Annotated in this window: 21 protein-coding genes; 18 read left to right on the top strand and 3 right to left on the bottom strand. The window is 69.3% G+C overall.

Annotated features, from left to right (window positions below):
* Positions 1-16 precede the first annotated feature (16 nt).
* Both BLW81_RS24940 and BLW81_RS24935 read right to left on the bottom strand, forming a co-directional pair.
* On the bottom strand, positions 17-856 hold the full coding sequence (locus BLW81_RS24940) for an aldo/keto reductase (RefSeq protein ID WP_083409511.1): 840 nt from the start codon (positions 854-856) through the stop codon (positions 17-19).
* 5 nt (positions 857-861) lie between these two features.
* Positions 862-1,692: an aldo/keto reductase gene (locus BLW81_RS24935; protein WP_083409510.1), complete on the bottom strand. Its 831-nt coding sequence runs from the start codon at positions 1,690-1,692 to the stop codon at positions 862-864.
* Between BLW81_RS24935 and BLW81_RS24930 the strand changes: the two genes are divergently transcribed.
* The 18 genes from BLW81_RS24930 (at position 1,691) to BLW81_RS24845 (ending at position 22,877) form a co-directional block, all read left to right on the top strand.
* A complete protein-coding gene (locus BLW81_RS24930; protein WP_083409509.1) occupies positions 1,691-2,785 on the top strand; it encodes an alpha/beta hydrolase in 1,095 nt (364 codons plus the stop codon). The two genes, BLW81_RS24935 and BLW81_RS24930, sit on opposite strands and share 2 nt — an antisense overlap.
* A 34-nt stretch (positions 2,786-2,819) precedes the next feature.
* Positions 2,820-3,605, top strand: coding sequence for a DsbA family protein (locus BLW81_RS24925; protein WP_083409508.1), 786 nt, complete (start codon positions 2,820-2,822; stop codon positions 3,603-3,605).
* Positions 3,602-4,231 carry a vitamin K epoxide reductase family protein gene (locus BLW81_RS24920; protein ID WP_083409507.1) on the top strand — a complete coding sequence of 210 codons (630 nt, stop codon included), beginning with the start codon at positions 3,602-3,604 and terminating at the stop codon, positions 4,229-4,231. The genes BLW81_RS24925 and BLW81_RS24920 overlap by 4 nt, the downstream gene beginning before the upstream one ends.
* A 34-nt stretch (positions 4,232-4,265) precedes the next feature.
* A complete protein-coding gene (locus BLW81_RS24915; RefSeq protein ID WP_083409506.1) occupies positions 4,266-7,652 on the top strand; it encodes a pyruvate carboxylase in 3,387 nt (1,128 codons plus the stop codon).
* Entirely contained in the window at positions 7,649-8,227 is a 579-nt protein-coding gene (gene rsmD / locus BLW81_RS24910; protein WP_083410800.1) for a 16S rRNA (guanine(966)-N(2))-methyltransferase RsmD, read from the top strand. Before BLW81_RS24915 ends, rsmD begins: the two co-directional genes overlap by 4 nt.
* 24 nt (positions 8,228-8,251) lie before the next feature.
* Positions 8,252-8,731: a pantetheine-phosphate adenylyltransferase gene (gene coaD / locus BLW81_RS24905; protein ID WP_083409505.1), complete on the top strand. Its 480-nt coding sequence runs from the start codon at positions 8,252-8,254 to the stop codon at positions 8,729-8,731.
* An 85-nt stretch (positions 8,732-8,816) separates the two neighbouring features.
* Entirely contained in the window at positions 8,817-9,383 is a 567-nt protein-coding gene (locus BLW81_RS24900; RefSeq protein ID WP_083409504.1) for a hemerythrin domain-containing protein, read from the top strand.
* 284 nt (positions 9,384-9,667) lie between these two features.
* A complete protein-coding gene (gene sepIVA, locus BLW81_RS24895; RefSeq protein WP_083409503.1) occupies positions 9,668-10,405 on the top strand; it encodes a cell division protein SepIVA in 738 nt (245 codons plus the stop codon).
* Between the two features lie 42 nt (positions 10,406-10,447).
* Entirely contained in the window at positions 10,448-11,080 is a 633-nt protein-coding gene (locus BLW81_RS24890) for a YceD family protein (RefSeq protein WP_083409502.1), read from the top strand.
* Positions 11,073-11,774 (top strand): ribonuclease III, encoded by a 702-nt coding sequence (gene rnc / locus BLW81_RS24885; RefSeq protein ID WP_083409501.1) that lies wholly within the window; start codon positions 11,073-11,075, stop codon positions 11,772-11,774. Before BLW81_RS24890 ends, rnc begins: the two co-directional genes overlap by 8 nt.
* Entirely contained in the window at positions 11,767-12,639 is an 873-nt protein-coding gene (gene mutM, locus BLW81_RS24880) for a bifunctional DNA-formamidopyrimidine glycosylase/DNA-(apurinic or apyrimidinic site) lyase (protein ID WP_083409500.1), read from the top strand. Before rnc ends, mutM begins: the two co-directional genes overlap by 8 nt.
* 57 nt (positions 12,640-12,696) lie before the next feature.
* Complete coding sequence (locus BLW81_RS24875) at positions 12,697-13,113, top strand: OsmC family protein (RefSeq protein ID WP_083409499.1); 417 nt, start codon at positions 12,697-12,699, stop codon at positions 13,111-13,113.
* A complete protein-coding gene (locus tag BLW81_RS24870) occupies positions 13,097-13,381 on the top strand; it encodes an acylphosphatase (RefSeq protein ID WP_083409498.1) in 285 nt (94 codons plus the stop codon). Before BLW81_RS24875 ends, BLW81_RS24870 begins: the two co-directional genes overlap by 17 nt.
* A 26-nt stretch (positions 13,382-13,407) precedes the next feature.
* Positions 13,408-16,995, top strand: coding sequence for a chromosome segregation protein SMC (gene smc / locus BLW81_RS24865; RefSeq protein ID WP_173839674.1), 3,588 nt, complete (start codon positions 13,408-13,410; stop codon positions 16,993-16,995).
* A 54-nt stretch (positions 16,996-17,049) separates the two neighbouring features.
* Positions 17,050-18,399, top strand: coding sequence for a signal recognition particle-docking protein FtsY (ftsY, locus tag BLW81_RS24860; RefSeq protein WP_083409496.1), 1,350 nt, complete (start codon positions 17,050-17,052; stop codon positions 18,397-18,399).
* Between the two features lie 194 nt (positions 18,400-18,593).
* Positions 18,594-19,958: an ammonium transporter gene (locus tag BLW81_RS24855; protein WP_083409495.1), complete on the top strand. Its 1,365-nt coding sequence runs from the start codon at positions 18,594-18,596 to the stop codon at positions 19,956-19,958.
* Positions 19,959-19,991: 33 nt separating this feature from the next.
* Positions 19,992-20,330, top strand: a complete 339-nt coding sequence (locus tag BLW81_RS24850) for a P-II family nitrogen regulator (protein ID WP_069411682.1) — start codon at positions 19,992-19,994, stop codon at positions 20,328-20,330.
* Between the two features lie 78 nt (positions 20,331-20,408).
* The gene (locus BLW81_RS24845; RefSeq protein ID WP_083409494.1) at positions 20,409-22,877 is read left to right on the top strand and encodes a [protein-PII] uridylyltransferase; all 2,469 of its coding nucleotides are present in this window, start codon (positions 20,409-20,411) and stop codon (positions 22,875-22,877) included.
* A 17-nt stretch (positions 22,878-22,894) separates the two neighbouring features.
* Here the strand turns inward: BLW81_RS24845 and BLW81_RS24840 are convergent, their stop codons facing one another.
* Positions 22,895-23,584 (bottom strand): GntR family transcriptional regulator, encoded by a 690-nt coding sequence (locus BLW81_RS24840; RefSeq protein WP_083409493.1) that lies wholly within the window; start codon positions 23,582-23,584, stop codon positions 22,895-22,897.
* Positions 23,585-23,656: the final 72 nt, after the last annotated feature.

The following is a 23,656-nucleotide window of genomic DNA, read 5'->3' as shown; positions in this document are numbered from 1 at the left end:
CTCGGCAAGGAGAAGTTCAGGTGCCGGTGTAGGTTTCGGGGTCCGGACGGAACCGGGTGCCGCTGTCGAGGCCGTTGAGCGCGGCCATCTGGTCGTCGGTGAGCTCGAAGTCGAACACCTCGAGGTTCGAAGCGATCCGCTCGGGCGACGACGAGCGGGGGATCACCACGTTGCCCAGCTGCAGACTCCACCGGATCAGCACCTGCGCCGGCGTCTTGCCGTGCGACTGCGCCACCGCGGTGACGGTCTCGTTGTCCAGCAGCCGGCCGACCCCCAGCGGGCCGTAGGCCTCAGTGACGATGCCGTAGCCGGCGTTGATGTCCCGCAGCTCGGCCTGGTTCAGCAGCGGGTGCAGCTCGATCTGGTTGACCGCGGGGGTGAAGAACGACAGGTCGACGACGTTCGACAGGTGCTCGGCGTGGAAGTTGCAGACGCCGATCGACTTGGCGTCGCCGACCTCCTTGCGCTTCATCAGCCCGCCCCAGCTGTCGACGTACTTGCCCTGCTCACCGGCGGGCCAGTGGATCAGGTACAGGTCGACGTAGTCGAGGCCGAGCCGCTCGAGGCTGGCGCGGCAGGCGTCCTGCGAGGACTGGAACCCCAGGTCCGGCGTCGCGAGCTTGGTGGTGACGAAGATCTCCTCGCGCGGCACCCCCGACGCCTTGATCGCGCGACCGACCGCTTCCTCGTTGCCGTACGCGGCGGCGGTGTCGATCAGACGGTAACCGGCGGACAGCGCCGCCAGCACCGCCTGTTCGGTCTCGGCGTCGGACAGCTCGCCGACGCCGAGGCCGAGCACCGGCATCGTGTGGTCGTCGTTGAGCGTGACCGTGGGGATCGTGGCCGACGAGGTCATGTCACCTACCCTGTGAACTCGAAATTTCTGGGGTCGGGACCCATCCGAGTGCCGTCGCCGAGCGACGAGATGGACGCCATGTCCTGCTCGCTCAACTCGAAATCGAACACGTCGAAATTGCTCACGATTCTCTCGGGGGTCACGGATTTCGGGATGACTATATTGCCGAGTTGGATATGCCACCTAATCAGTACCTGCGCGGGCGTTTTGCCGTGCGCCTCGGCAACGGTGGTGACGGTGGAATTCGACAGCAGCGAGCCCTGCCCCAACGGGCTCCACGCCTCGGTCGCGATGCCCAGCTGAGCGTGCGCCTCCCGCAGCTCCTGCTGTTGCAGCAGCGGGTGCAGCTCGATCTGGTTGACGGTCGGCACGATGCCGGTCGCGTCGATGAGCGTGCGCAGGTGCTCGGGCTCGAAATTGCTGACGCCGATCGAGCGGATGCGGCCCTGCTCCCGCAGCTCGGCGAAGGCCTTGAACGTGTCGACGAACTTGTTCGTCTTCGGCATCGGCCAGTGGATCAGATACAGATCGAGGTACTCGAGACCCAGCCGCTCCATGCTCTTGTCGAACGCGGCCAGCGTGGTGTCATAACCCTGATCGGAGTTCCACAGCTTGGTGGTGATGAAGACCTCGTCGCGCGGCACGCCGGACTGCGCGAGCGCATGGCCGACCTCGCGCTCGTTACGGTAGGCGGCGGCGGTGTCGATGTGTCGGTACCCGGCCTCCAGCGCGGTGGCCGCGGCTCGTTCGGTGTCTTCGGGCGGGGTCTGCCACACGCCCAGACCGACCTGGGGGATCGAGTTACCGTCATTCAGCGTGATCGAGGGAGATGCCATGACCCAGAGTCTGCCAGCTCGCGAAGCCTGGAGCCCGGGCCGTCGTGAGGCGCTGGTCAACGCGGCCGCAGGCGTCACGCTGCGCACGTTGCCGCGCATTCCGGACGCGGTCAAACGACTCCTGCTCGGCGGCCGCTCGGTGACCATCGACGGCAACACCCTCGACACCACGCTGCAGTTGCTGCTGGCCGGGCAGAAACTGGTCGGCATCGACGGCCTCAGCGGACCCGATGATGTGATCGCCGCCCGCGCGCAGTTGCGCGGCCTGTCCGCGGGCTTCGACTCGTTCATCCCGGTCGCGGCGGTCACCGACCTGTCGGTGGCGGGCGGGATCGGACCCATCCCGGCCCGGCACTACGCCACCGCCGCGCCCGACGCCCCGCTCCTGGTGTTCTTCCACGGCGGTGGGTTCGTGCTTGGCGACCTGGACTCTCACGACGACCTGTGCCGCCTGATCTGCCGCGACGCCGCCGTGCACGTGCTCGCCGTCGACTACCGCCTGGCACCCGAACACAAGGCGCCGGCCGCGGCCGACGACGGTTTTGCCGCCTACCAGTGGGCGCTCGAGCACGCCGCCGAACTGGGCGCCGACCCGGGCCGCGTCGCGGTCGGCGGCGACAGCGCGGGCGGCAACATCGCCGCCGTCGTCGCGCAGCGCGCCCGCAACGAAAGCCTCCCGACGCCGGCGCTGCAGCTGCTCATCTACCCGTGGACCAACCTCAGCGGTCACACGCGGTCGCAGACGCTGTTCGCCCGCGGCTACTTCCTCACCAAGGCCGACCTCGAGTGGTTCTGTGACAAGTACGTCGCCGGCGCGACGGTCGCGGTGACCGACCCCGTCGTGTCACCCGCGCTCGCCGACGACTTGTCCGGACTGGCGCCCGCGCTGGTGTTGACCGGCGGCTTCGATCCGCTGCGCGACGAGGGCAACCGGTACGCCGAGGCGCTCCGTGCCGCGGGGGTGCCGGTGGACTTCCGGCCCGCCGGGTCACTGATCCACGGATTCGCCAGCATGTTCGCGGTCGGCGGCGGCAGCGCGACCGCCGTCGCCGACATGATCTCGGCCCTGCGCGCCCATCTGGCCCGCGTCTGACCGGACGCGAAACCGCCGCCGGTACGCTTACCCCGTGGCCACGAAACCGAAGAAGACCCCGCGCTACGACCTGAAGGCGGCCGATCGGAAGCGCAACCTGGCGATCCAGATCGCGTTGACCGCAGTCGTCATCATCTTCGCCGCCGCGGTGGTGGGGTACGTCGTGATGACCAAAGAGGACAAGCCGGGGGAGGGCGAAGCCAAGTCGATCCGGGTGGCGTCGAGCAACGTCATCACCGCGGAGGGCAGCACCGAACCCAAGGCCGTGCTGTCGCTCTACGAGGACTTCTTGTGCCCGGCGTGCGGCAACTTCGAGAAGCAGTTCGGCCCGACGATCAACAAGCTGATCGACAGCGGCGCCGTGGCCGCCGACTACTACATGGTCTCCATCCTGGACCGGCAGGGCCAGGGCTACTCGACGCGTGCGGCCAACGCCGCCTACTGCGTCGCCGACGCCGACAAGGAGGCGTTCCGCCGCTTCCACGGCGCGTTGTACGCCCAGCAGCCCGCCGAGGGGGTCGGCCCGTTCCCCGACAACGCCCGGCTCGTCGAGGTCGCCCGCCAGGCGGGTGTGGCCGGTGACGTGCCCAATTGCATCAACAACGGCCGCTACGAGGACATGGTCAAGGGCCTGGCCAAGGCGACCGAGGTGAACTCGACCCCGACGATCCGGATCAACGGCCAGGACTGGCGGCCGTCGTCGCCGGACGCGTTGATCGCCGAGATCGAGAAGATCGTCGGTGAGGTGCCCGCGCTCGACGCCGGCGCGCCGCCGCCGAATCCGGACCCGACGCCGCCGCAGGCCCCGCCGGCCCCGTGACCGTCACCGCGCCCGACGCCTCGCCGACCGAACCGGCGGCCCACCGGCCTGCCGGGGTACCGGTCGGGCGCCCGAGCGCGGTGTGGATCCTGATCGCCGGGGTGCTGGGGCTGGCCGCGGCGGTGGCGTTGACGGTCGAGAAGATCGAGCTGCTGATCGATCCCGAGTACGTGCCGTCCTGCAGCCTGAACCCGGTGCTGTCGTGCGGTTCGGTGATGATCACCCCGCAGGCGTCGGCGTTCGGTTTCCCCAACTCGCTGATCGGCATCGTCGCGTTCACGGTCGTGCTGGTCAGCGGCGTGCTCGCGCTCGCCCGCGTCCAGTTGCCGCGGTGGTACTGGTCCGGGCTGGCCGTCGGGACGCTGCTGGGTGTCGCGTTCGTGCACTGGCTGATCTTCCAGAGCCTGTACCGCATCGGTGCGCTGTGCCCGTACTGCATGGTGGTGTGGGCGGTGGTGATCCCGCTGCTGGTCGTCGTCGCCGCGGTCGCTTTGCGGCCGCAGCAGGGCAACGCGGTCGCGCGGATCCTCTACACCTGGCGCTGGTCGCTGGTCGCGCTGTGGTTCACGGCGCTGGTGCTGATGATCCTGGTCCGGTTCTGGTACTACTGGTCCACCCTGCTCTGAGGCTGCGCCCAGCGGCCGGGGGTTAAGGTAGCGTGTGATCTCCAAAGTCGTCGTCGCCAATCGCGGCGAGATTGCGATCCGCGCGTTCCGTGCTGCCTACGAGATGGGCATCGGCACCGTCGCGGTCTACGCGCACGAGGACCGGAACTCCCTGCACCGCCTGAAGGCTGACGAGTCGTACCAGATCGGCGACACCGGCCATCCCGTGCGGGCCTACCTCTCGGTCGACGAGATCATCCGCGTCGCCAAACACGCCGGCGCCGACGCGGTCTATCCCGGCTACGGGTTTCTGTCCGAAAACCCGGCGCTGGCCGCCGCGTGCGCCGAGGCCGGGATCACGTTCATCGGCCCCAGCGCGCAGGTGCTGGAGCTGACCGGCAACAAGGCGCGCGCGATCGAGGCGGCCCGCGCGGCGGGGCTGCCGGTGCTGCGGTCCTCGGCGCCGTCGGCGTCGGCCGACGAGTTACTCGCCGCTGCACGCGACATGGAGTTCCCGCTGTTCGTCAAGGCGGTCTCCGGGGGTGGCGGGCGCGGGATGCGGCGCGTGGCCGACATCGACGCGCTGCCCGACGCGATCGAGGCCGCGGCGCGCGAAGCCGAGTCCGCGTTCGGCGACGCCACGCTGTATCTCGAGCAGGCGGTGCTCAACCCGCGGCACATCGAGGTGCAGATCCTGGCCGACCGCCAGGGCAACATCATGCACCTGTTCGAACGGGACTGCAGTGTGCAGCGCCGCCATCAGAAGGTCATCGAGATGGCCCCGGCCCCGAACCTGTCCGAGCAACAGCGGCAACGGATTTGCGCCGACGCGGTGGCGTTCGCCCGCCAGATCGACTACACCTACGCGGGCACGGTGGAGTTCCTGCTCGACGAACGCGGACACCACGTGTTCATCGAGTGCAATCCGCGCATCCAGGTCGAGCACACCGTCACCGAGGAGATCACCGACGTCGACCTCGTCTCGAGCCAGTTGCGCATCGCCGACGGGGAGACGCTGGAAACTCTGGGGCTCGGCCAGGACATGATGACGGCTCCGCGCGGGTTCGCCATGCAGTGCCGCATCACCACCGAGGACCCGGCCAACGGTTTCCGGCCCGACACCGGCCGCATCACCGGCTACCGCACACCCGGCGGCGCCGGCATCCGACTCGACGGCGGCACGCACCTGGGCGCGGAGATCAGCGCGCACTTCGACTCGATGCTGGTCAAATTGACCTGTCGCGGACGCGATTTCGGCACCGCGGTGGCGCGGGCGCGCCGAGCGCTCGCCGAGTTCCGCATCCGCGGCGTGTCGACGAACATCCCGTTCCTGCAGGCGGTGGTCAACGACGCCGACTTCCGTGCCGGCCGGGTCAGCACGTCGTTCATCGACGAGCGGCCCTACCTGCTGACCGCACGCACCCCGGCCGACCGCGGCACCAAGATCCTCAACTACCTGGCCGAGGTGACGGTCAACCAGCCGCATGGCCCGCGTACCGCGTCGGTGTACCCGCAGGACAAGCTGCCCGACATCGACCTCGGCGCCGCGCCGCCGGCGGGCAGCAAGCAGCTGCTGACCGAGCTGGGTCCGGAGGGATTCGCCCGCTGGCTGCGCGATTCGGGGCCCGTCGGCGTCACCGACACGACGTTCCGCGACGCCCACCAGTCGCTGCTGGCCACCCGGGTCCGCACCACCGGGCTGCTGATGGTCGCGCCCTACATCGCGCGGATGACGCCGCAACTGCTGTCGATCGAATGCTGGGGCGGCGCGACTTACGATGTGGCGCTGCGCTTTTTGAAGGAAGATCCGTGGGAGCGGCTGGCCGCGCTGCGTGAGGCGCTGCCGAACATCTGTCTGCAGATGCTGCTGCGCGGCCGCAACACCGTCGGCTACACCCCGTATCCGGAGACGGTGACCCAGGCGTTCGTCGCCGAGGCCACCGCGACAGGGATCGACATTTATCGGATCTTCGACGCGCTCAACAACGTCGACTCGATGCGCCCGGCGATCGACGCGGTCCGCGAAACCGGTTCGTCCATCGCCGAAGTCGCGATGAGCTACACCGGCGACCTGTCGGATCCGGGGGAGAACCTCTACACACTGGACTACTACCTGCGGTTGGCCGACGAGATCGTCGAGGCCGGCGCGCACGTGCTGGCGATCAAGGACATGGCCGGGCTGCTGAGGCCGCAGGCGGCGCACACGTTGGTCAGCGCGTTGCGTGCGCGATTCGATTTGCCGGTGCACGTACACACCCACGACACCCCGGGCGGCCAGCTCGCCACCTACCTGGCGGCGTGGCAGGCCGGTGCCAGCGCGGTCGACGGCGCGTCGGCGCCGCTGGCGGGCACCACCAGCCAGCCGGCGCTGAGCTCGATCGTGGCGGCCACCGCCCACACCGAGTACGACACCGGGCTGTCGCTGCAGGCGGTGTGCGATCTGGAGCCGTACTGGGAGGCGCTGCGAAAGGTGTACGCGCCGTTCGAATCTGGGCTGCCTGCGCCGACGGGCCGGGTGTATCACCACGAGATCCCCGGCGGGCAGCTGTCGAACCTGCGGCAGCAGGCTATCGCGCTGGGCCTCGGTGACCGCTTCGAGGACATCGAGGCCAGCTACGCCGCAGCCGACCGGGTGCTGGGCCGGCTCGTGAAGGTGACCCCCTCGTCGAAGGTGGTCGGCGACCTCGCGCTGGCACTCGTCGGCGCCGGCGTCAGCGCCGAGGAGTTCGCCTCAGACCCGGCGCGTTTCGACATCCCCGACTCGGTGATCGGGTTCCTGCGCGGTGAACTCGGCGACCCGCCGGGCGGCTGGCCCGAACCGCTGCGGACCAAGGCGCTGGACGGGCGGGCACCGGCCAAACCGCAGGTCGAGCTCGACGCCGAGGACGAGGCGGTGCTCGCACAGGCCGGGCCCAAGCGGCAGGCCGCGCTGAACCGGTTGCTGTTTCCCGGCCCCACAAAGGAATTGGAGGCGCACCGCGAGCAGTTCGGCGACACCTCCAGCCTGTCGGCGAACCAGTTCTTCTACGGGCTGCGGCACGGTGAGGAACACCGGGTCCAGTTGGAACGCGGTGTCGAGTTGCTGATCGGGCTCGAGGCGATCTCCGACCCCGACGAGCGCGGGATGCGCACCGTGATGTGCATCCTCAACGGTCAGCTGCGCCCGGTGCTGGTGCGCGACCGCAGTGTGGCCAGCGACATCCCGGCCGCCGAGAAAGCCGACCGGTCCAACGCCGACCACATCGCCGCGCCGTTCGCCGGCGTGGTCACGGTCAGCGTGGCCGCCGGCGACGAGGTGCAGGCCGGCCAGACCGTCGCCACCATCGAGGCGATGAAGATGGAGGCCGCGATCACCGCGCCGAAGGCGGGCAAGGTGGACCGGGTGGCGGTGTCGGCGACGGCCCAGGTCGAGGGCGGGGATCTGCTGGTGGTGGTCAGCTGACCCGCATCATCGGCGGCGCGCTGGGCGGGCGCCGGATCGCGGTGCCCCAGCAGCGATCCGGCACAGGTACCCGGCCGACGACCGACCGGGTGCGCGAGTCGCTGTTCAACGTGCTGGCCGCACGGGTGGACCTCGACGGCGCGGCCGTGCTCGACCTGTACGCGGGATCGGGCGCCCTTGGGCTGGAGGCGCTTTCCCGCGGTGCGGCCTCGGCGCTGTTCGTCGAGTCCGACGGGCGCGCGGCAGGCGTCATCAAGGACAACATCACCGCGCTCGGCGTGACCGGCGCGGCGGTGCGGCGCGGCTCAGTGCCGGCCGTGGTGGCCGCGGGCGCGGCGAGCCCGGTCGACCTGGTGCTCGCCGATCCGCCGTATGACGTCGCCGCGGCGGAGGTGGTTTCGGTGATCGACGCGCTGGTCCGTGGCGGATGGGCGACGGCGGGCACGGTCGTCGTCGTCGAGCGCTCGGCGCACGGCGCGGCCCTGGACTGGCCGCACGGCTGGCACGTGTGGCCGTCGCGCAGCTATGGCGACACCCGCCTGGAACTGGCGCAGTACGACGGCCGAGACGGCTGAGCCGCCCTGCTAGCGTCTTCGGTCATGAGCGGCGCGGTATGCCCGGGTTCCTTCGACCCGGTGACCCTCGGCCACATCGACGTCTTCGAACGCGCGGCCGCGCAGTTCGACGAGGTGGTAGTCGCGGTGCTCGTCAACCCCAACAAGAAGGGCATGTTCACCCTCGACGAGCGCATCGCGATGATCGAGGAATCCACCCGGCACCTGCCCAACCTGCGGGCCGAATCCGGTCAGGGCCTGGTCGTCGACTTCGCCAGGCAGCGGGGACTGACGGCGATCGTCAAGGGGCTGCGCACCGGCACCGACTTCGAGTACGAGCTGCAGATGGCGCAGATGAACAAGCACGTCGCCGGCGTCGACACCTTCTTCGTGGCCACCACGCCGCAGTACTCGTTCGTGTCGTCGTCGCTGGCAAAGGAGGTCGCCTCGCTCGGCGGCGACGTCTCCGACCTGTTGCCCGCGCCGGTCAACGAGCGGGTGCAGGCCAAGCTGCGGCAGGGTTAACGGTTCGCCTGCCCGGGTAGTCGGCTAAGGCGCACAGCCCCTTCGCGCGCCCAACCACAACCTGAAAATTCGCAGGAGTCCCGCCATGGCCGAAACCTTCGTCCAGAACACCGATGACGTGGTCAAGTTTCTGACCGACCAGCACAACCTGATCAAGGACTTGTTCGAAGAGGTGCTCAACGCCTCCGAGACGAAGGCCCGCGAGAAGGCCTTCACCGACCTGCGCCAACTGCTCGCCGTGCACGAGACCGCCGAGGAGATGGTGGTGCATCCGCGGGCGCGCATGGCGGTCGACGACGGCGACGCGATCGTCGACGCCCGGCTCAAGGAAGAGCACGAGGCCAAGGAATTCCTGTCGCGGCTGGAGAAGATGGACATTGGTTCGCAGGAGTTCATTGACGAGCTGACCAAGTTCCGCGACGACGTGATCGACCACGCCGAACACGAGGAGCGCGAGGAGTTTAACCGGCTGTCGAAAGAGCTCGACGATGCGGACCTCAAGCGGATGGCCGGCGCGGTGCAGGCCGCCGAGGCCATCGCGCCGACGCATCCGCACGCCGGTGTCGAGTCGGCCAAGGCGAACTTCGCGGTCGGGCCGTTCGCGTCGATGCTCGACCGGGCGCGCGACCTGATCGGCGGCGCGCTCAAGTAGGCCCTCCTTGCTGCCGCCGAACCTGAGCTTGCGTTCGAAAAATCGCCGATTCCTCGCACACAAGCTCAGGTTCGGCATCAGCGGCGTAGCCTCGTCCGACCCGCCTGATCGCCGGTTGAAATAATTCGGACAGCAATTCAGTCAGCAGTTGCAGCCTGGGAAGTGGTAGACACAGCAATCCACGATTTTCCGACGTCGGAGGCGACACACCGCCCGGAAAGCTGAGTCACAGGCGTAACACCAGGCACACTAGTAACCGTCAACTACGCCTGGAGGGTGTTGCCGTGTACCGAGTTTTTGAGGCGCTCGACGAACTGAGCGCGATTGTGGAAGAAGCCCGCGGCGTGCCGATGACGGCCGGCTGTGTGGTGCCCCGCGGTGATGTCCTCGAGTTGATCGACGACATCAAGGACGCGATTCCCGGTGAGCTCGACGACGCCCAGGATGTGCTCGACGCGCGCGACGGGATGCTGCGCGAGGCCAAGGAACACTCCGATTCGATGGTCTCGACAGCCACCGCCGAGGCCGACTCGGTGGTCAACCACGCGCGCGCCGAGGCCGATCGGCTGCTGGCCGACGCCAAGGCCCAGGCCGACCGGATGGTCGCCGAGGCGCGTCAGCACAGCGAACGGATGGTCGTGGAGGCCCGTGACGAGGCCACCCGCATCGCGGCGACCGCGAAGCGCGAGTACGAGGCCAGCACCGGGCGCGCCAAGACTGAGGCCGACCGGCTCATCGAGAGCGGCAACCTCGCCTACGAGAAGGCCGTGCAGGAAGGCATCAAGGAACAGCAGCGGCTGGTGTCGCAGACCGAGATCGTGCAGACCGCGACCGCCGAGGCGACCCGGCTGATCGACTCGGCGCATGCCGAGGCCGACCGGTTGCGCGGCGAATGCGACATCTACGTCGACAGCAAGCTCGCCGAGTTCGAGGACTTCCTCAACGGCACGCTGCGCTCGGTCGGGCGTGGACGGCACCAGCTGCGCACCGCCGCGGGCACCCACGACTACGCGGCCCGGTAGCCGCCCGGTAGCCGCCCGACCGTCGCCGTAAAATCGATACTTATGGCGACGCATGCCAACGCGGCGACGCATCGCGCGTCACAATCGCCGCTCGTCATCAACATCTCCCGGCTCGGTCGACGACCCGGGTCGATGATGACTGTCCACGAGACGGTGCCCAGTCCGTCGAGGATCGGGCTCGACCTCATCGCGATCGCCGAGGGCGCACCGCTGACCATCGACGTGCGGGTCGAGTCGCTGTCGGAGGGCGTGCTGGTCTCCGGCACGGTGTCGGCGCCCACGTCTGGTGAGTGCGCACGCTGTCTGACACCGGTCAGTGGCGAGGTCGAGATCGATCTGACTGAACTGTTCGCCTACCCCGCCAGCGCCACGGACGAGAGCACCGAGGCCGACGAGGTCGGGCGCGTGGTGGACGACACCGTCAACCTGGAGCAGCCGATCATCGACGCGGTCGGGCTCGCGCTGCCGTTCGCCCCGCTGTGCGGGCCGGACTGCGCCGGGCTGTGCCCGGACTGCGGCATCGCGCTGGCCACCGCCGAACCCGGACACCATCACGAGCAGCTCGATCCGCGCTGGGCGAAACTGGCGGGCATGTTCGACGACAGCGACCCGGGGACCGACGCCGGCGGGCAGGAGCGAAGCGACCCGGGGATCGACGAGGACACGCGTGAGTGACCGGGCGGCGCTGCTGGCGGCGCTGGGTGTGGAGCTGCCCGACGAGCTGCTGACCATCGCGCTCACCCATCGCAGCTACTCCTACGAGAACGGCGGGCTGCCGACCAACGAACGGCTGGAGTTCCTGGGCGACGCGGTGCTGGGGCTGACGATCACCGAAGAGCTCTACCACCGCCATCCGGAGCGCTCCGAGGGCGATCTGGCCAAGCTGCGCGCCAGCATCGTCAACACCCAGGCGCTCGCGGAGGTCGGCCGCCAGCTGTCCGACGACGGGCTGGGCGCGCACCTGCTGTTGGGCAAGGGCGAGGAGAACTCCGGCGGCGCGGGTAAGGCATCCATCCTGGCCGACGGTGTCGAATCTCTGCTCGGCGCAATCTATCTCGAGCACGGCATCACGGTCGCGCGGGAGGTGATCCTGCGGCTGTTCGCCACGCTGCTCGACACCGCGCCGACGCTCGGTGCGGGACTGGACTGGAAGAGCAGCCTGCAGGAGTTGACCGCCGGCCGGGGCCTTGGCGCGCCGTCGTACGTCGTGAGCTCGACGGGTCCGGACCATGACAAGGAGTTCACCGCGACCGTCGTCGTCGCCGACACCGAGTACGGCAGGGGAGTCGGGCGCACCAAGAAGGAGGCCGAACTCAAGGCGGCCGCGGCGGCGTGGACGGCGCTGACCGCCTCCGAGGTAGATGCCTGAGCTTCCCGAAGTCGAGGTCGTCCGTCGCGGGTTGGCCGCGCACGTCGTCGACAAGACCATCACCGCGGTGCGTGTTCACCATCCCCGCGCGGTGCGCAGGCACGAGGCCGGCCCGGCCGACCTGACCGCGCGGCTGCTCGGTTCGCGCATCGTCGGGACCGGGCGGCGCGGCAAGTATCTGTGGCTGACGCTCGACGACGGGGCCGCGCTGGTGGTGCACCTCGGGATGAGCGGACAGATGCTGCTGGGCGCGGTGCCGAACGAGAACCATCTGCGGATCGCGGCGCTGCTCGACGACGGATTGGCGTTGAGTTTCGTCGACCAGCGCACGTTCGGCGGGTGGATGCTCACCGACATGGTCACCATCGACGGTGAGGACGTCCCGATGCCCGTCGCCCATCTGGCGCGCGACCCGCTCGACCCGCACTTCAATCGCGACGGTGTCGTTACGGTGTTGCGCGGCAAGCACTCTGAGATCAAGCGGCAACTGCTCGACCAGACCGTGGTGTCCGGGATCGGCAACATCTACGCCGACGAGGCGCTGTGGCGCGCGAAGATCAACGGAGCGCGACTGGCGTCGTCGCTGACCCGGCCGAAGCTCGCCGCGCTGCTCGACGCGGCCGCCGAGGTGATGCGCGAGGCGCTGGCACAGGGCGGGACGTCGTTCGACTCGCTGTATGTCAACGTCAACGGCGAGTCCGGCTACTTCGACCGCTCGCTGGACGCCTACGGCCGCGAGGGCGAACCGTGCCGGCGCTGCGGGGCGATCATGCGGCGGGAGAAGTTCATGAACCGCTCGTCGTTCTACTGCCCGCGGTGCCAACCGCGCCCGCGGGTACGCCGAACCGCGCCGAGACCGACGTAATGGTCGATTGCGCGCGCGGTTTCCCGCCAAAACGTCGGTTTCGGCGAAGATGGGGCCATGACCGAACTGTGGGTTGAGCGAACGGGGCCGCGCCGCTATACCGGGCGCAGCTCGCGCGGCGCGGAGGTGCTCGTCGGCAGCGAGGACGTCGAGGGCGTCTTCACGCCGGGGGAGTTGTTGAAGATCGCGCTCGCGGCCTGCAGCGGCATGGCCAGCGACGTGCCGCTGCAGCGCCGCCTCGGCGAGGACTACGACACCACGATCCGGGTCTCGGGCGCGGCGGACCGCGAACAGGAGCGCTACCCGCTGTTGGAGGAGCGCATGGAGCTCGACCTGTCCGCGCTCTCCGAGCAGGAGCGCGCGCGGGTGCTCACGGTCATCGAGCGCGCCATCGACCAGGTCTGCACGGTCGGTCGCACGCTGAAGGCCGGGACCAAAGTGACGTTTGAGGTTAGTGATGCAGGAGTTAGCTAAGGTACGGCTGACGGCATGGGTGCACGGCCGGGTGCAGGGCGTCGGGTTCCGTTGGTGGACCCGGTCGCGGGCACTGGAACTCGGCCTGACCGGCTATGCCGCCAACAAGCCCGACGGTCGCGTCCAGGTGGTGGCGCAGGGGCCGCGCGACGCCTGCGATCGACTCCTTGACCTGCTGCGAAGCGGTGAAACACCAGGACACGTCGACCACGTCGTCGCCGACTTCACCGAACCGCGCGACTCGCTAGAAGGCTTCACCGAGCGATAGCCGTTCCGGCGGTAGTGTGGCACGTCGTGCACCTCAAGAGTCTGACCCTGAAGGGCTTCAAGTCGTTTGCTTCGCCGACGACTCTGCGCTTCGAGCCAGGCATCACGTGCGTGGTCGGCCCCAACGGGTCCGGCAAGTCCAACGTCGTCGACGCGCTCACCTGGGTGATGGGCGAGCAGGGTGCCAAGACGCTGCGCGGCGGCAAGATGGAAGACGTCATCTTCGCGGGCACGTCCTCGCGCCCGCCGTTGGGCCGCGCCGAGGTCACCGTCACCATCGACAACTCCGACAACTCGCTGCCGATCGAGTACTCCGAAGTGTCGATCACCCGCCGGATGTTCCGCGACGGCGGCAGCGAGTACGAGATCAACGGCAGCAGTTGCCGGTTGATGGATGTGCAGGAACTGCTGTCCGACTCCGGCATCGGCCGCGAGATGCACGTGATCGTCGGGCAGGGCAAGTTGAGCGAGATCCTCGAGTCGCGCCCCGAGGACCGTCGTGCGTTCATCGAAGAGGCCGCCGGCGTCCTCAAGCACCGCAAGCGCAAGGAAAAAGCGGTCCGCAAGCTCGACGCGATGTCGGCCAACCTCAACCGGCTCACCGACCTGACCACCGAACTGCGCCGCCAGCTCAAGCCGCTCGGGCGGCAGGCCGAGATGGCGCGGCGCGCCCAGACCATCCAGGCCGATCTGCGCGACGCCCGATTGCGGCTGGCCGCCGACGATCTGGTCACCCGCCGCGCCGAGTTCGACAACACCAACCAGGCCGAGACGACGCTGCGCCGTGAGCACGACGAGATCGCGGCCCGGCTGGAGACCAAGACCGTCGAGCTGGCCGCCCATGAGTCGGCGGTCGAAACCCTCAGTGCGCGAGCCGATGCCGCGCAGCAGACGTGGTTCTCGTTGTCCGCGCTCGCCGAACGGGTGGGGGCGACGGTCCGCATCGCGACCGAACGCGCGCAGCACCTGGAGGCCGAGCCCGAGGCGTCCACCGGGCCGGACCCCGACGAGCTCGACGCGCAGGCCGACGAGGTCGCCGCCCGGGAACGCCAACTGCTCGACGAGCTGACCGAGTCGCGGGCCACCCTCGAGGCCGCGCGCGCCGAGCTCAGCGAGTGCGAACGGATGGCCGCTGAGGCCGAGCGCGCGCACATGGCCGCCGCCCGCGCCGAGGCTGACCGCCGAGAAGGCTTGGCGCGGTTGGCCGGTCAGGTCGACACCATGCGGACCCGCGTCGAGTCCATCGACGAGACCGTGAGCCGGCTCAGCGGCGCGATCGAAGAGGCCGCCGCCAAGGCGCAGCAGACCCAGGCCGAATTCGAGACCGTGCAGGGCCGCGTCGGTGAACTCGACGCCGGTGAAGTCGGCCTCGACGAACACCACGACCGCACCGTGACCGCGCTGCGGCTGGCCGACGAGCGAGTCGCCGAACTGCAGGCCGCCGAACGCGGCGCCGAACGGCAGGTGGCATCGCTGCGGGCCCGCATCGAGGCGCTGTCGGTCGGCCTGGACCGCAAGGACGGTGCGGCGTGGCTGCAGGAGAACCGCAGCGACGCAGGGCTTCTCGGCTCGGTCGCGAACCTGCTGAAGGTGCGCGGCGGCTACGAGGTGGCGGTCGCCGCGGTGCTGGGCTCCGCCGCCGACGCCGTCGCCGCCGAGAACGCCGGTGCGGCCCGCGCCGCCGTCGCCGCGCTCAAGGAGTCCGACGGCGGACGCGCCGCGATCGTGCTGAGCGACTGGCCCAATCAGTTTGCCGCGCAGCGTGATCCGCTGCCGCACGGCGCCCAGTGGGCGGTCGAGCTGGTCGAGGCACCGGCTCGGCTGCAGGGTGCGGTGCAGGCGATGCTGGGCGACGTCGCGGTGGTATCCGACCTGCCGGCCGCACTCGATCTGGTCACCGCCCGGCCGACGCTGCGCGCGGTCACCACCGACGGTGACCTCGTGGGCGCCGGTGTGCTCAGCGGCGGGTCGGACCGCAAACCCAGCACACTCGAGATCGCCTCGGAGGTCGACAAGGCCCGCGCCGAACTCGAGGCCGCCGAGACCCAGGTCGGCGAGTTGTCGGCCGCGCTGGCGGGCGCGCTGGCCGAACAGTCCAGCCGGCAGGACGCCGCCGAGCAGGCGCTCGCGGCGCTCAACGAGTCCGATGCGGCGATTTCGGCGATCTACGAGCAGCTGGGCAGGCTGGGGCAGGACGCCAGGGCCGCCGACGACGAATGGCAGCGCCTGATGCAGCAGCGCGCCGAACTGGAGACCAACCGCGCCCGCACTGTCGAGGAACTCAGCGAGCTCGAGCAGCGGCTGCACAACGCGCAGCAGGCGCCGATGTTCGAGGCCGAACCGGTCGATCGGCAGGAGACGATGGCCGCCGCCGAGGTGGCGCGCGCCGCTGAGGTGGAGGCGCGGCTGGCGGTGCGTACCGCCGAAGAACGCGCGAATGCCGTTCGCGGACGCGCTGATTCGTTGCGCAGGGCGGCGACGGCCGAGCGCGAGGCCCGGCTGCGTGCCCAGCGGGCACGCGAAGCGCGCGAACACGCCGCCGCGGTGGCCGCCGCCGTCGCCGAATCGGGTCGCCTTGTCGCGCAACGGCTGAGCGCGGTGGTGGCGGTGGCGTCACGGTCCCGCGACGAGGTCGCCGCCGAACGGCAGCACCGGTCCACGGCACTGGCGAAAGCCCGTGAGGAAGTCAACGAGCTCACCGCGAAGATCAACGGACTGACCGACGCGCTGCACAAGGACGAGGTCGCCAAGGCCCAGGCCGCGCTGCGCATCGAACAACTCGAGGAGCAGGTCCTCGAGCAGTTCGGCATGGCCACCGCCGACCTGATCGCCGAGTACGGCCCCGACGTGCCGCTGCCGCCGACCGAACTGGAGATGGCCGAGTACGAGCAGGCCCGCGAGCGCGGTGAGCAGGTCACCGCCCCCGCGCCGATGCCGTTCGACCGGCCCACCCAGGAGCGCCGCGCCAAGAAGGCCGAGCGCGAGCTCAACGAGCTGGGCCGGGTGAATCCGCTGGCGCTCGAGGAGTTCGCCGCGCTCGAGGAGCGCTACAACTTCCTGTCCACCCAGCTCGAGGACGTCAAGGGCGCCCGCAAGGACCTGCTCGACGTGATCGACGACGTGGACGCCCGCATCCTGCAGGTGTTCACTGAGGCGTACGCCGACGTGGAACGCGAGTTCACGCAGGTCTTTTCGACGCTGTTCCCCGGCGGCGAGGGCCGGCTGCTGCTGACCAACCCCGACGACATGCTCACCACCGGCATCGAGGTCGAGGCGCGCCCGCCGGGCAAGAAGATCAAGCGGCTGTCGCTGCTGTCCGGCGGCGAGAAGTCGCTGACCGCGGTGGCGATGCTGGTCGCGATCTTCCGCGCGCGGCCATCGCCGTTCTACGTGATGGACGAGGTGGAGGCCGCGCTCGACGACGTCAACCTGCGCCGGTTGATCAGTTTGTTCGAGCAGCTGCGGGAACGGTCCCAGCTCATCGTCATCACCCACCAGAAGCCGACGATGGAGGTCGCAGACGCGCTCTACGGCGTCACCATGCGCGACGACGGCATCACCACGGTGATCAGCCAGCGGATGCGGGGACAGGAACTGGTCGCGGCGACCAACTGACGGCGACCCTCGGGGCGCGGGGGAGGCGCCGAGCCATCTTGAGACAATGGCTCGGTGACTGAAGGTTTGTGGATCGCAGTCGCGGTCATCGCCGTTCTGCTGGTAGCCGCTCTCGTCGTCGGCCTGGTGCGCTACCGGCGCCGCCGGATCAGCCTCAAGTCGAGCGAGACGCCCGCCGCGGTCGACCGCTCGGGCGGCTACACCGCCTCATCGGGGATCACGTTCTCGCAGTCGGCGCCGACGAAACCCGTTCAGCCCGCCGAGCGAATCGACACCAGCGGGCTGCCCGCGGTCGGTGACGACGCCACCGTCCCCCGGGACGCGCCGAAGCGCCCGATCGCCGATGTGCAGCTGCCCGACGCGCCGGTGGTGGAGCCGGTCGAAAAGCCCGTGCCGAAGCCCGAGCCGGAGCCGGAGCCGGAGCCCGAACCTGTCGAGGAACCGGACGCGCCGGAGCCCGCCACACCCGCGCTCGACGAGATCGCGCCGACCGAGGGCCGCCTGGAGCGGTTGCGCGGCCGGTTGGCCCGCTCGCAGAACACGCTCGGCAAGAGCATGCTCGGGCTGCTCGGTGCGGGCGACCTCGACGAGGCCTCCTGGGAGGAGGTCGAGGACACCCTGCTGATCGCCGACCTCGGCCCCGTCGTCACCGAATCGGTGGTGACGTCCCTGCGCGCGCGGATGGCGTCGAGCGGGGTGCGCACCGAGGCCGACGCCCGCGCGGTCCTGCGCGAGGTCCTCATCGAGGAACTGCGGCCCGATCTGGACCGCTCGATCAAGGCGCTGCCGCACGCCGACAAACCGTCGGTGCTGCTGGTGGTCGGCGTGAACGGCACCGGCAAGACGACGACGGTCGGCAAGCTGGCGCGCGTACTCGTCGCCGACGGTCGCCGGGTGGTGCTCGGCGCCGCCGACACGTTCCGCGCCGCGGCAGCCGACCAGTTGCAGTCCTGGGCGTCGCGGGTCGGCGCGGAGGTGGTCCGCGGGCCCGAGGGTGCCGACCCCGCGTCGGTGGCGTTCGACGCGGTCGACAAGGGCGTCGCCGACGGCGCCGACGTCGTCGTCGTCGACACCGCGGGCCGGTTGCACACCAAGACCGGTCTGATGGACGAGCTGGGCAAGGTCAAGCGCGTCGTCAGCAAACGGGCCGAGGTCGACGAGGTGCTGCTGGTGCTCGACGCGACGATCGGGCAGAACGGACTCCCGCAGGCCCGGGTGTTCGCTGAGGTCGTCGACATCACCGGTGTGGTGCTGACCAAACTCGACGGCACGGCGAAGGGCGGGATCGTGTTCCGGGTGCAACAAGAACTCGGTGTGCCGGTCAAACTCGTTGGCCTCGGGGAGGGCGCGGACGATCTGGCCCCGTTCGAGCCGGCGGCGTTCGTCGACGCGCTACTCGGTTAGCGCATCGAGACACCGTCGCGCCGCACCTGATGCCGTTTTTGCTGGACGACGTGCCGTGAAACACGAGCGTAACGCTTCTGGCGTGTCCGTTCACTTAACGGAAACGGAACGGAATCACAGGTGAAACCCCGGCAAAAGAGTCTCTTCGGGAGGCCGATCCGATTCGGCGCACTTCCCAAGGAGGTTCACACAAAGTGGTTTCAGCCTTACCCCTAGCTCTACCCGATGATGCGTTCGCGCCGTTCGGCCCAGACGGGCTGAGCGCGGGCGACACCGCATGGGTACTCACCGCCGCGGCGCTCGTCTTGTTCATGACACCGGGCCTGGCGTTCTTCTACGGTGGGCTGTCCCGCCAGAAGTCCGTGCTGAACATGATGATGATGTCGTTCGGCTCCCTCGGCGTGGTGAGCGTCATCTACGTGCTGTGGGGCTACTCGATGTCCTTCGCCTCCGCGCACACCGGTGACAGCGACATCGCCGGCATCTTCGACAACCCGTTCGCGTTGTTCGGGCTGAGCCCGCTGCTGGAGTCCAAGGAGGTCGGCGAGGACACGCTCTACGTGCTCGGCGGCTTCGGCACCGTCCCCGCGATCGTCTGGGTCGGATTCCAGTTGACCTTCGCGGTGATCACCGTCGCCCTCATCAGCGGCGCGGTGGCCGAGCGGATGAAGTTCGGCACCTGGCTGCTGTTCGGCGGCATCTGGGTCACCCTGGTGTATTTCCCGCTCTCGCACATGGTTTGGGGCGGTGGCCTGCTGTCGGCTTCGGAGAGCGGCATCGCGGCCAAACTGTTCGGCGTCGACGACGAAGGCGCGGCCAACGTCGCTCCGATCGACTTCGCCGGTGGCACCGTGGTTCACATCAACGCCGGTATGGCCGCGCTGGTGCTCGCACTGCTGCTCGGTAAGCGCTCCGGCTTCGGCAAGATGGCCTACCGGCCGCACAACATTCCGTTCGTGATGCTGGGCGCGTCGATCCTGTGGTTCGGGTGGTACGGCTTCAACGTCGGTTCCGAAGGTGCGGCGGACATGATCGCGGGTGCGGTCTGGGTCAACACGACCGCGGCCACGGCGGCGGCCATGCTCGGCTGGTTGCTCGTGGAGCGGATCCGCGACGGCCACGCCACCAGCGTCGGCGCGGCGTCGGGCATCGTGGCCGGCCTGGTCGCGATCACCCCGGCCTGTGGTGCGCTCTCGCCGATCGGCTCGCTGATCCTGGGCGTCATCGCCGGTGTGCTGTCGGCGCTCGCTGTCGGGTTGAAGTACAAGTTCGGCTATGACGACTCGCTCGACGTGGTCGGCGTCCACCTCGTGGCCGGCCTGTGGGGCACCGTCGGCATCGGCTTCCTGGCCGTCGAGACCGGCCTGTTCTACGGCGGCGGTGTGCAGCAGTTGGTGGTGCAGGTGGTGATCGCCTTGGTGGCCGTCATCTTCACTGGCATCATGACGGCGATCATTGCCTTTATCGTCAAGCCGTTGGGCTGGCGCGTCAGTCGAGAGGACGAGGACACCGGCATCGATGAGACCGAACACGCCGAAACCGCTTACGAGCTCGTCTGATCGGCAACAATTTCCTCGGAAGGGATCGACTACATGAAGCTGATTACTGCGATCGTCAAGCCGTTCACGCTCGAAGATGTCAAGACCGGACTCGAGCAGACGGGTATCCTCGGAATGACCGTCAGCGAGGTTCAGGGTTACGGCCGCCAGAAGGGTCACACCGAGGTGTACCGCGGCGCTGAGTACTCCGTCGATTTCGTGCCGAAGGTGCGTGTCGAGGTCGTGGTCGACGACGCGTCGGTCGACAAGGTCGTCGACGTCATCGTCCAGGCTGCACGCACCGGCAAGATCGGTGACGGCAAGGTGTGGGTCAGCCCCGTCGACACCGTGGTCCGGGTGCGCACCGGAGAGCGTGGAGCCGACGCCCTTTGAGCCGCTTGACCAACTGAGAGGTCGTCTCCCGACCTTAATGAACCGAGTAATGATTCCGACAGGTTGGGAGATGGCGAGATGACCGAGAAACACGAACCCGCCGCCGGTGCACCCTCACGTTGGGTCGCGCCGGCGGCGGGCTCGTCGCGTCCGGCCACCGACCTGTCCGCCGCCACCAAGCAGTTGCTGTCCGGCGGTGCGCGTCAACTCGATTCGGCTGCGCTGCGTCAGGCGTTGCAGGATCTGCACGAATTCTGGCTCACCACCAAGGCCACCGAGATCGGCATCACCCCGACCAGCGGGTTCGCCATCGTCGCGACCGGCGGCCTGGGCCGCGGCGAGTTCGTCCCGCATTCCGACCTCGACCTGACGCTTCTGCACGACAACATGCCCACCGAGATCGTCAGCCAGGTCGCCGAGTTGCTGTGGTATCCGTTGTGGGACGCCAACATTCGCATCGACCACAGCGTGCGCACCGTTCCCGAGGCGCTGCAGGTGGCCGGTGAGGACATCTCGGCGGGGCTGGCGATGCTCGAAGCCCGGCACATCACCGGTGATTCGGACCTGTCGTCGCTGCTGATCGGCGGCGCCCGCCGGCAGTGGCGTACCGGGATCGCCTCGCGTTTCGACGAACTCGTCGAGCACACCCGGGCGCGCTGGGAGCGCAGCGGCGAGATCGCGCACCGCGCCGAACCGGATCTCAAATGCGGCCGCGGCGGCCTGCGTGATGTGCAACTGCTCAACGCGCTGGCGATCGCGCAGCTGACCGATGTGTATCCGAACCGGTCGCTGGCCTCGCCGATCGGCACACTCGGTGAGGCGCATCTGGCGCTGCTCAACGTGCGCACCGAATTACACCGCGTCGCCGGTCGCGGTCGTGACCTGCTGCTGGCGCAGCACGCCGACGAGATCGGCGCGGCGCTGCACATCGGTGACCGGTTCGACCTCGCGCGGATGCTCTCCGACGCCGCGCGCACCATCAGCTTCTACGTCGACGCGGGAATCCGCACCGCGGGCAACGCGCTGCCGCGCCGCGGTTTCGCCGCGCTGCGCCGCCCCGCACGACGGCCCCTCGACGAAGGGGTCATCGAGTTCGCCGGTGAAGTCATCCTGGCCCGCGACGCGCGCCCCGAACGCGACCCCGGGCTCATCCTGCGGGTGGCGGCCGCCTCGGCGACCACCGGGCTGCCGATGGCCGCCTCCACCCTGGCCCGATTGGCCGCGGCGGCACCCGAACTGCGCACCCCGTGGCCGGCGCAGGCGCTCAAGGATCTGCTGGTGATGCTCGCCGCCGGGCCGTCGGCGGTCGCCACCATCGAGGCGCTGGACCGCACCGGCCTGTGGGGCCGGCTGTTCCCGGAGTGGGGTGCGGTGCGCGACCTGCCGCCGCGCGACGTCGTGCACATCTGGACCGTGGACCGTCACCTCGTCGAAACTGTCTCCAGGGCAAGCGCTTTCACCACCCGGGTATCGCGCCCGGACCTGCTGATGCTGGGCGCGCTGTGCCATGACATCGGCAAGGGCCGCGGCGGCGACCACAGCGTCATCGGCGCGGAGCTGGCCACGCAGATCGGCACCCGGTTGGGCCTGTGGCCGTCGGACGTCGAGGTGCTGTCCAAGCTGGTGCGCCATCACCTGCTGCTGCCGCACACCGCGACGCGGCGGGATCTGCAGGACCCCAACACGATCGCGGCGGTCGCCGAGGCGCTCGACGGTGACCTGGTGTTGCTGGAGCTGCTGCATGTGCTGGCCGAAGCCGACTCGCTGGCCACCGGGCCGGGTGTGTGGGGGGACTGGAAGGCCTCGCTGCTCGGCGATCTGGTGAACCGGTGCAAGATGGTGATGGCCGGTGAGCCGCTGCCGCAGCCGGATCCCATTGACCCGCGGCACCTTTCGATGGCCGCCGATGTCGGGGTGCACGTCGAGATGACCGCGGGGGACAGCCCGCACATCCACCACGTCACGATGATCGCGCCGGACCGGCGTGGGCTGCTGTCCAAGGCGGCGGGGGTGCTCGCGCTGAACTCGCTTCGGGTGCACTCGGCGTCGGTCAACGGCCATCAGGGTTCGGCGATCAACACCTTCGTGGTGTCACCGCATTTCGGCTCGCCGCCCGCGGCAGAACTGCTACGCCAGCAGCTGATCCTCGCGCTCGACGGCGAGCTGGACGTGCTCGAGGCGTTGGACCGCCGCGAGCGGGAGTCCGCCCAGCACGGGTCCGGCCGGGCCGGGGAGGTGCCCGCCGCGGTCCCGATCAACCATGTCACCGCGCCGCCGCGCATCCTGTGGTCCGACGGCGCCAAACCGGGTGAGCTGGTCGCGCAGATCCGCAGCACGGACCGCGCCGGGCTGTTGGCCAAGCTGACCGCCGTCTTCGAGCGCGACGGCGTCGACATCGCCTGGGCCAAGGTCACCACGCTGGGGTCCTCGGTGGTCGACCTGTTCGGCATCACCGCCGGTGCCGCGCTGCGCGAGGAACTCGAACGCGACCTCTACGCGGTGCTGCCGACACCGCCGCCCGCCAAGCCGGTGTCGGAAGCCAGTTAGCGCAACCGCCCGGCGTGTCACGAGCGCAGCGCCCTGATCATGCCCGCCATCGACAACGCCTCGGTGGCCCGGCGGATGGCGACCCGCCGCGACGCCTCGATGTGCGTCGACAACGCGTCGCGGGCGGCCGCCAGATCCCCGTCGACCACCCGTTCGGCGACCGCGATGTGCTCGTCGATCGTCGCCAACATCCGGTCCTCGGTGAGGTAGTCGAACATCCGCACCGGCCGGATGCGGACGTTCACCAGTTCCAGCGCGGCCACCAACGCCTGGTTGCCGGCCGCGGACAGCAAGGCGACGTGAAACCGTTCGTCCTCGCTGACGAAACCCGCGTCGGGGCGGGGGACGTTGCGCCGCAACCGCTTCCAGTGATCGAGTTCCGGGCCGAGGATGTCGCGATCGTGGCGGCGCGAGTCGTCCTCCTCGATGCGCGCGATGCCGCGCAGCTCGACCGTGGTGCGCAACTCGTAGAGATGGTCGAGGTCCTCGATGCTCGGGCGATACGGATACAGGCCGCGTTCGCGGCGTTCGATCAGCCCGTCGGCGAGCAACCGCGCCAGCGCCTCGCGCACCGGGGTGCGCGACACCTCGTAGCGCTCGGCGAGCGAGCTTTCCGCCAGCCGCTCGGTCGGCGCGAGCTGCCCGGACATCAGGTCGTCGCGCAACGCGACGAAGACGCGGTCCGCCAGGGAAGATGCGTCGCTCATGCCCGCCTCTCGCGCGCTCGGGTATCGGTATCCGGGATCGTATACGAAGCTGTATCCACCGGCCCGTCACGC

The sequence above is a fragment of the Mycolicibacterium rutilum genome (genome assembly GCF_900108565.1).
Classification (GTDB): domain Bacteria; phylum Actinomycetota; class Actinomycetes; order Mycobacteriales; family Mycobacteriaceae; genus Mycobacterium; species Mycobacterium rutilum.
The sequence above is the reverse complement of the archived record's forward strand: the minus strand, read 5'-3'. Positions and strand labels throughout refer to the sequence as shown.

Bases quoted from the DNA above. Each gene is read 5' to 3' on its own strand.
- BLW81_RS24940 (WP_083409511.1), bottom strand. From the start codon at position 856: ATGACCTCGTCGGCCACGATCCCCACGGTCACGCTCAACGACGACCAC.
- BLW81_RS24900 (WP_083409504.1), top strand. From the start codon at position 8,817: ATGGCCGAAACCTTCGTCCAGAACACCGATGACGTGGTCAAGTTTCTG.
- BLW81_RS24930 (WP_083409509.1), top strand. From the start codon at position 1,691: ATGACCCAGAGTCTGCCAGCTCGCGAAGCCTGGAGCCCGGGCCGTCGT.
- BLW81_RS24850 (WP_069411682.1), top strand. From the start codon at position 19,992: ATGAAGCTGATTACTGCGATCGTCAAGCCGTTCACGCTCGAAGATGTC.
- BLW81_RS24875 (WP_083409499.1), top strand. From the start codon at position 12,697: ATGACCGAACTGTGGGTTGAGCGAACGGGGCCGCGCCGCTATACCGGG.
- BLW81_RS24840 (WP_083409493.1), bottom strand. From the start codon at position 23,584: ATGAGCGACGCATCTTCCCTGGCGGACCGCGTCTTCGTCGCGTTGCGC.
- BLW81_RS24845 (WP_083409494.1), top strand. From the start codon at position 20,409: ATGACCGAGAAACACGAACCCGCCGCCGGTGCACCCTCACGTTGGGTC.
- BLW81_RS24890 (WP_083409502.1), top strand. From the start codon at position 10,448: ATGGCGACGCATGCCAACGCGGCGACGCATCGCGCGTCACAATCGCCG.
- BLW81_RS24935 (WP_083409510.1), bottom strand. From the start codon at position 1,692: ATGGCATCTCCCTCGATCACGCTGAATGACGGTAACTCGATCCCCCAG.
- BLW81_RS24870 (WP_083409498.1), top strand. From the start codon at position 13,097: ATGCAGGAGTTAGCTAAGGTACGGCTGACGGCATGGGTGCACGGCCGG.
- mutM (WP_083409500.1), top strand. From the start codon at position 11,767: ATGCCTGAGCTTCCCGAAGTCGAGGTCGTCCGTCGCGGGTTGGCCGCG.
- coaD (WP_083409505.1), top strand. From the start codon at position 8,252: ATGAGCGGCGCGGTATGCCCGGGTTCCTTCGACCCGGTGACCCTCGGC.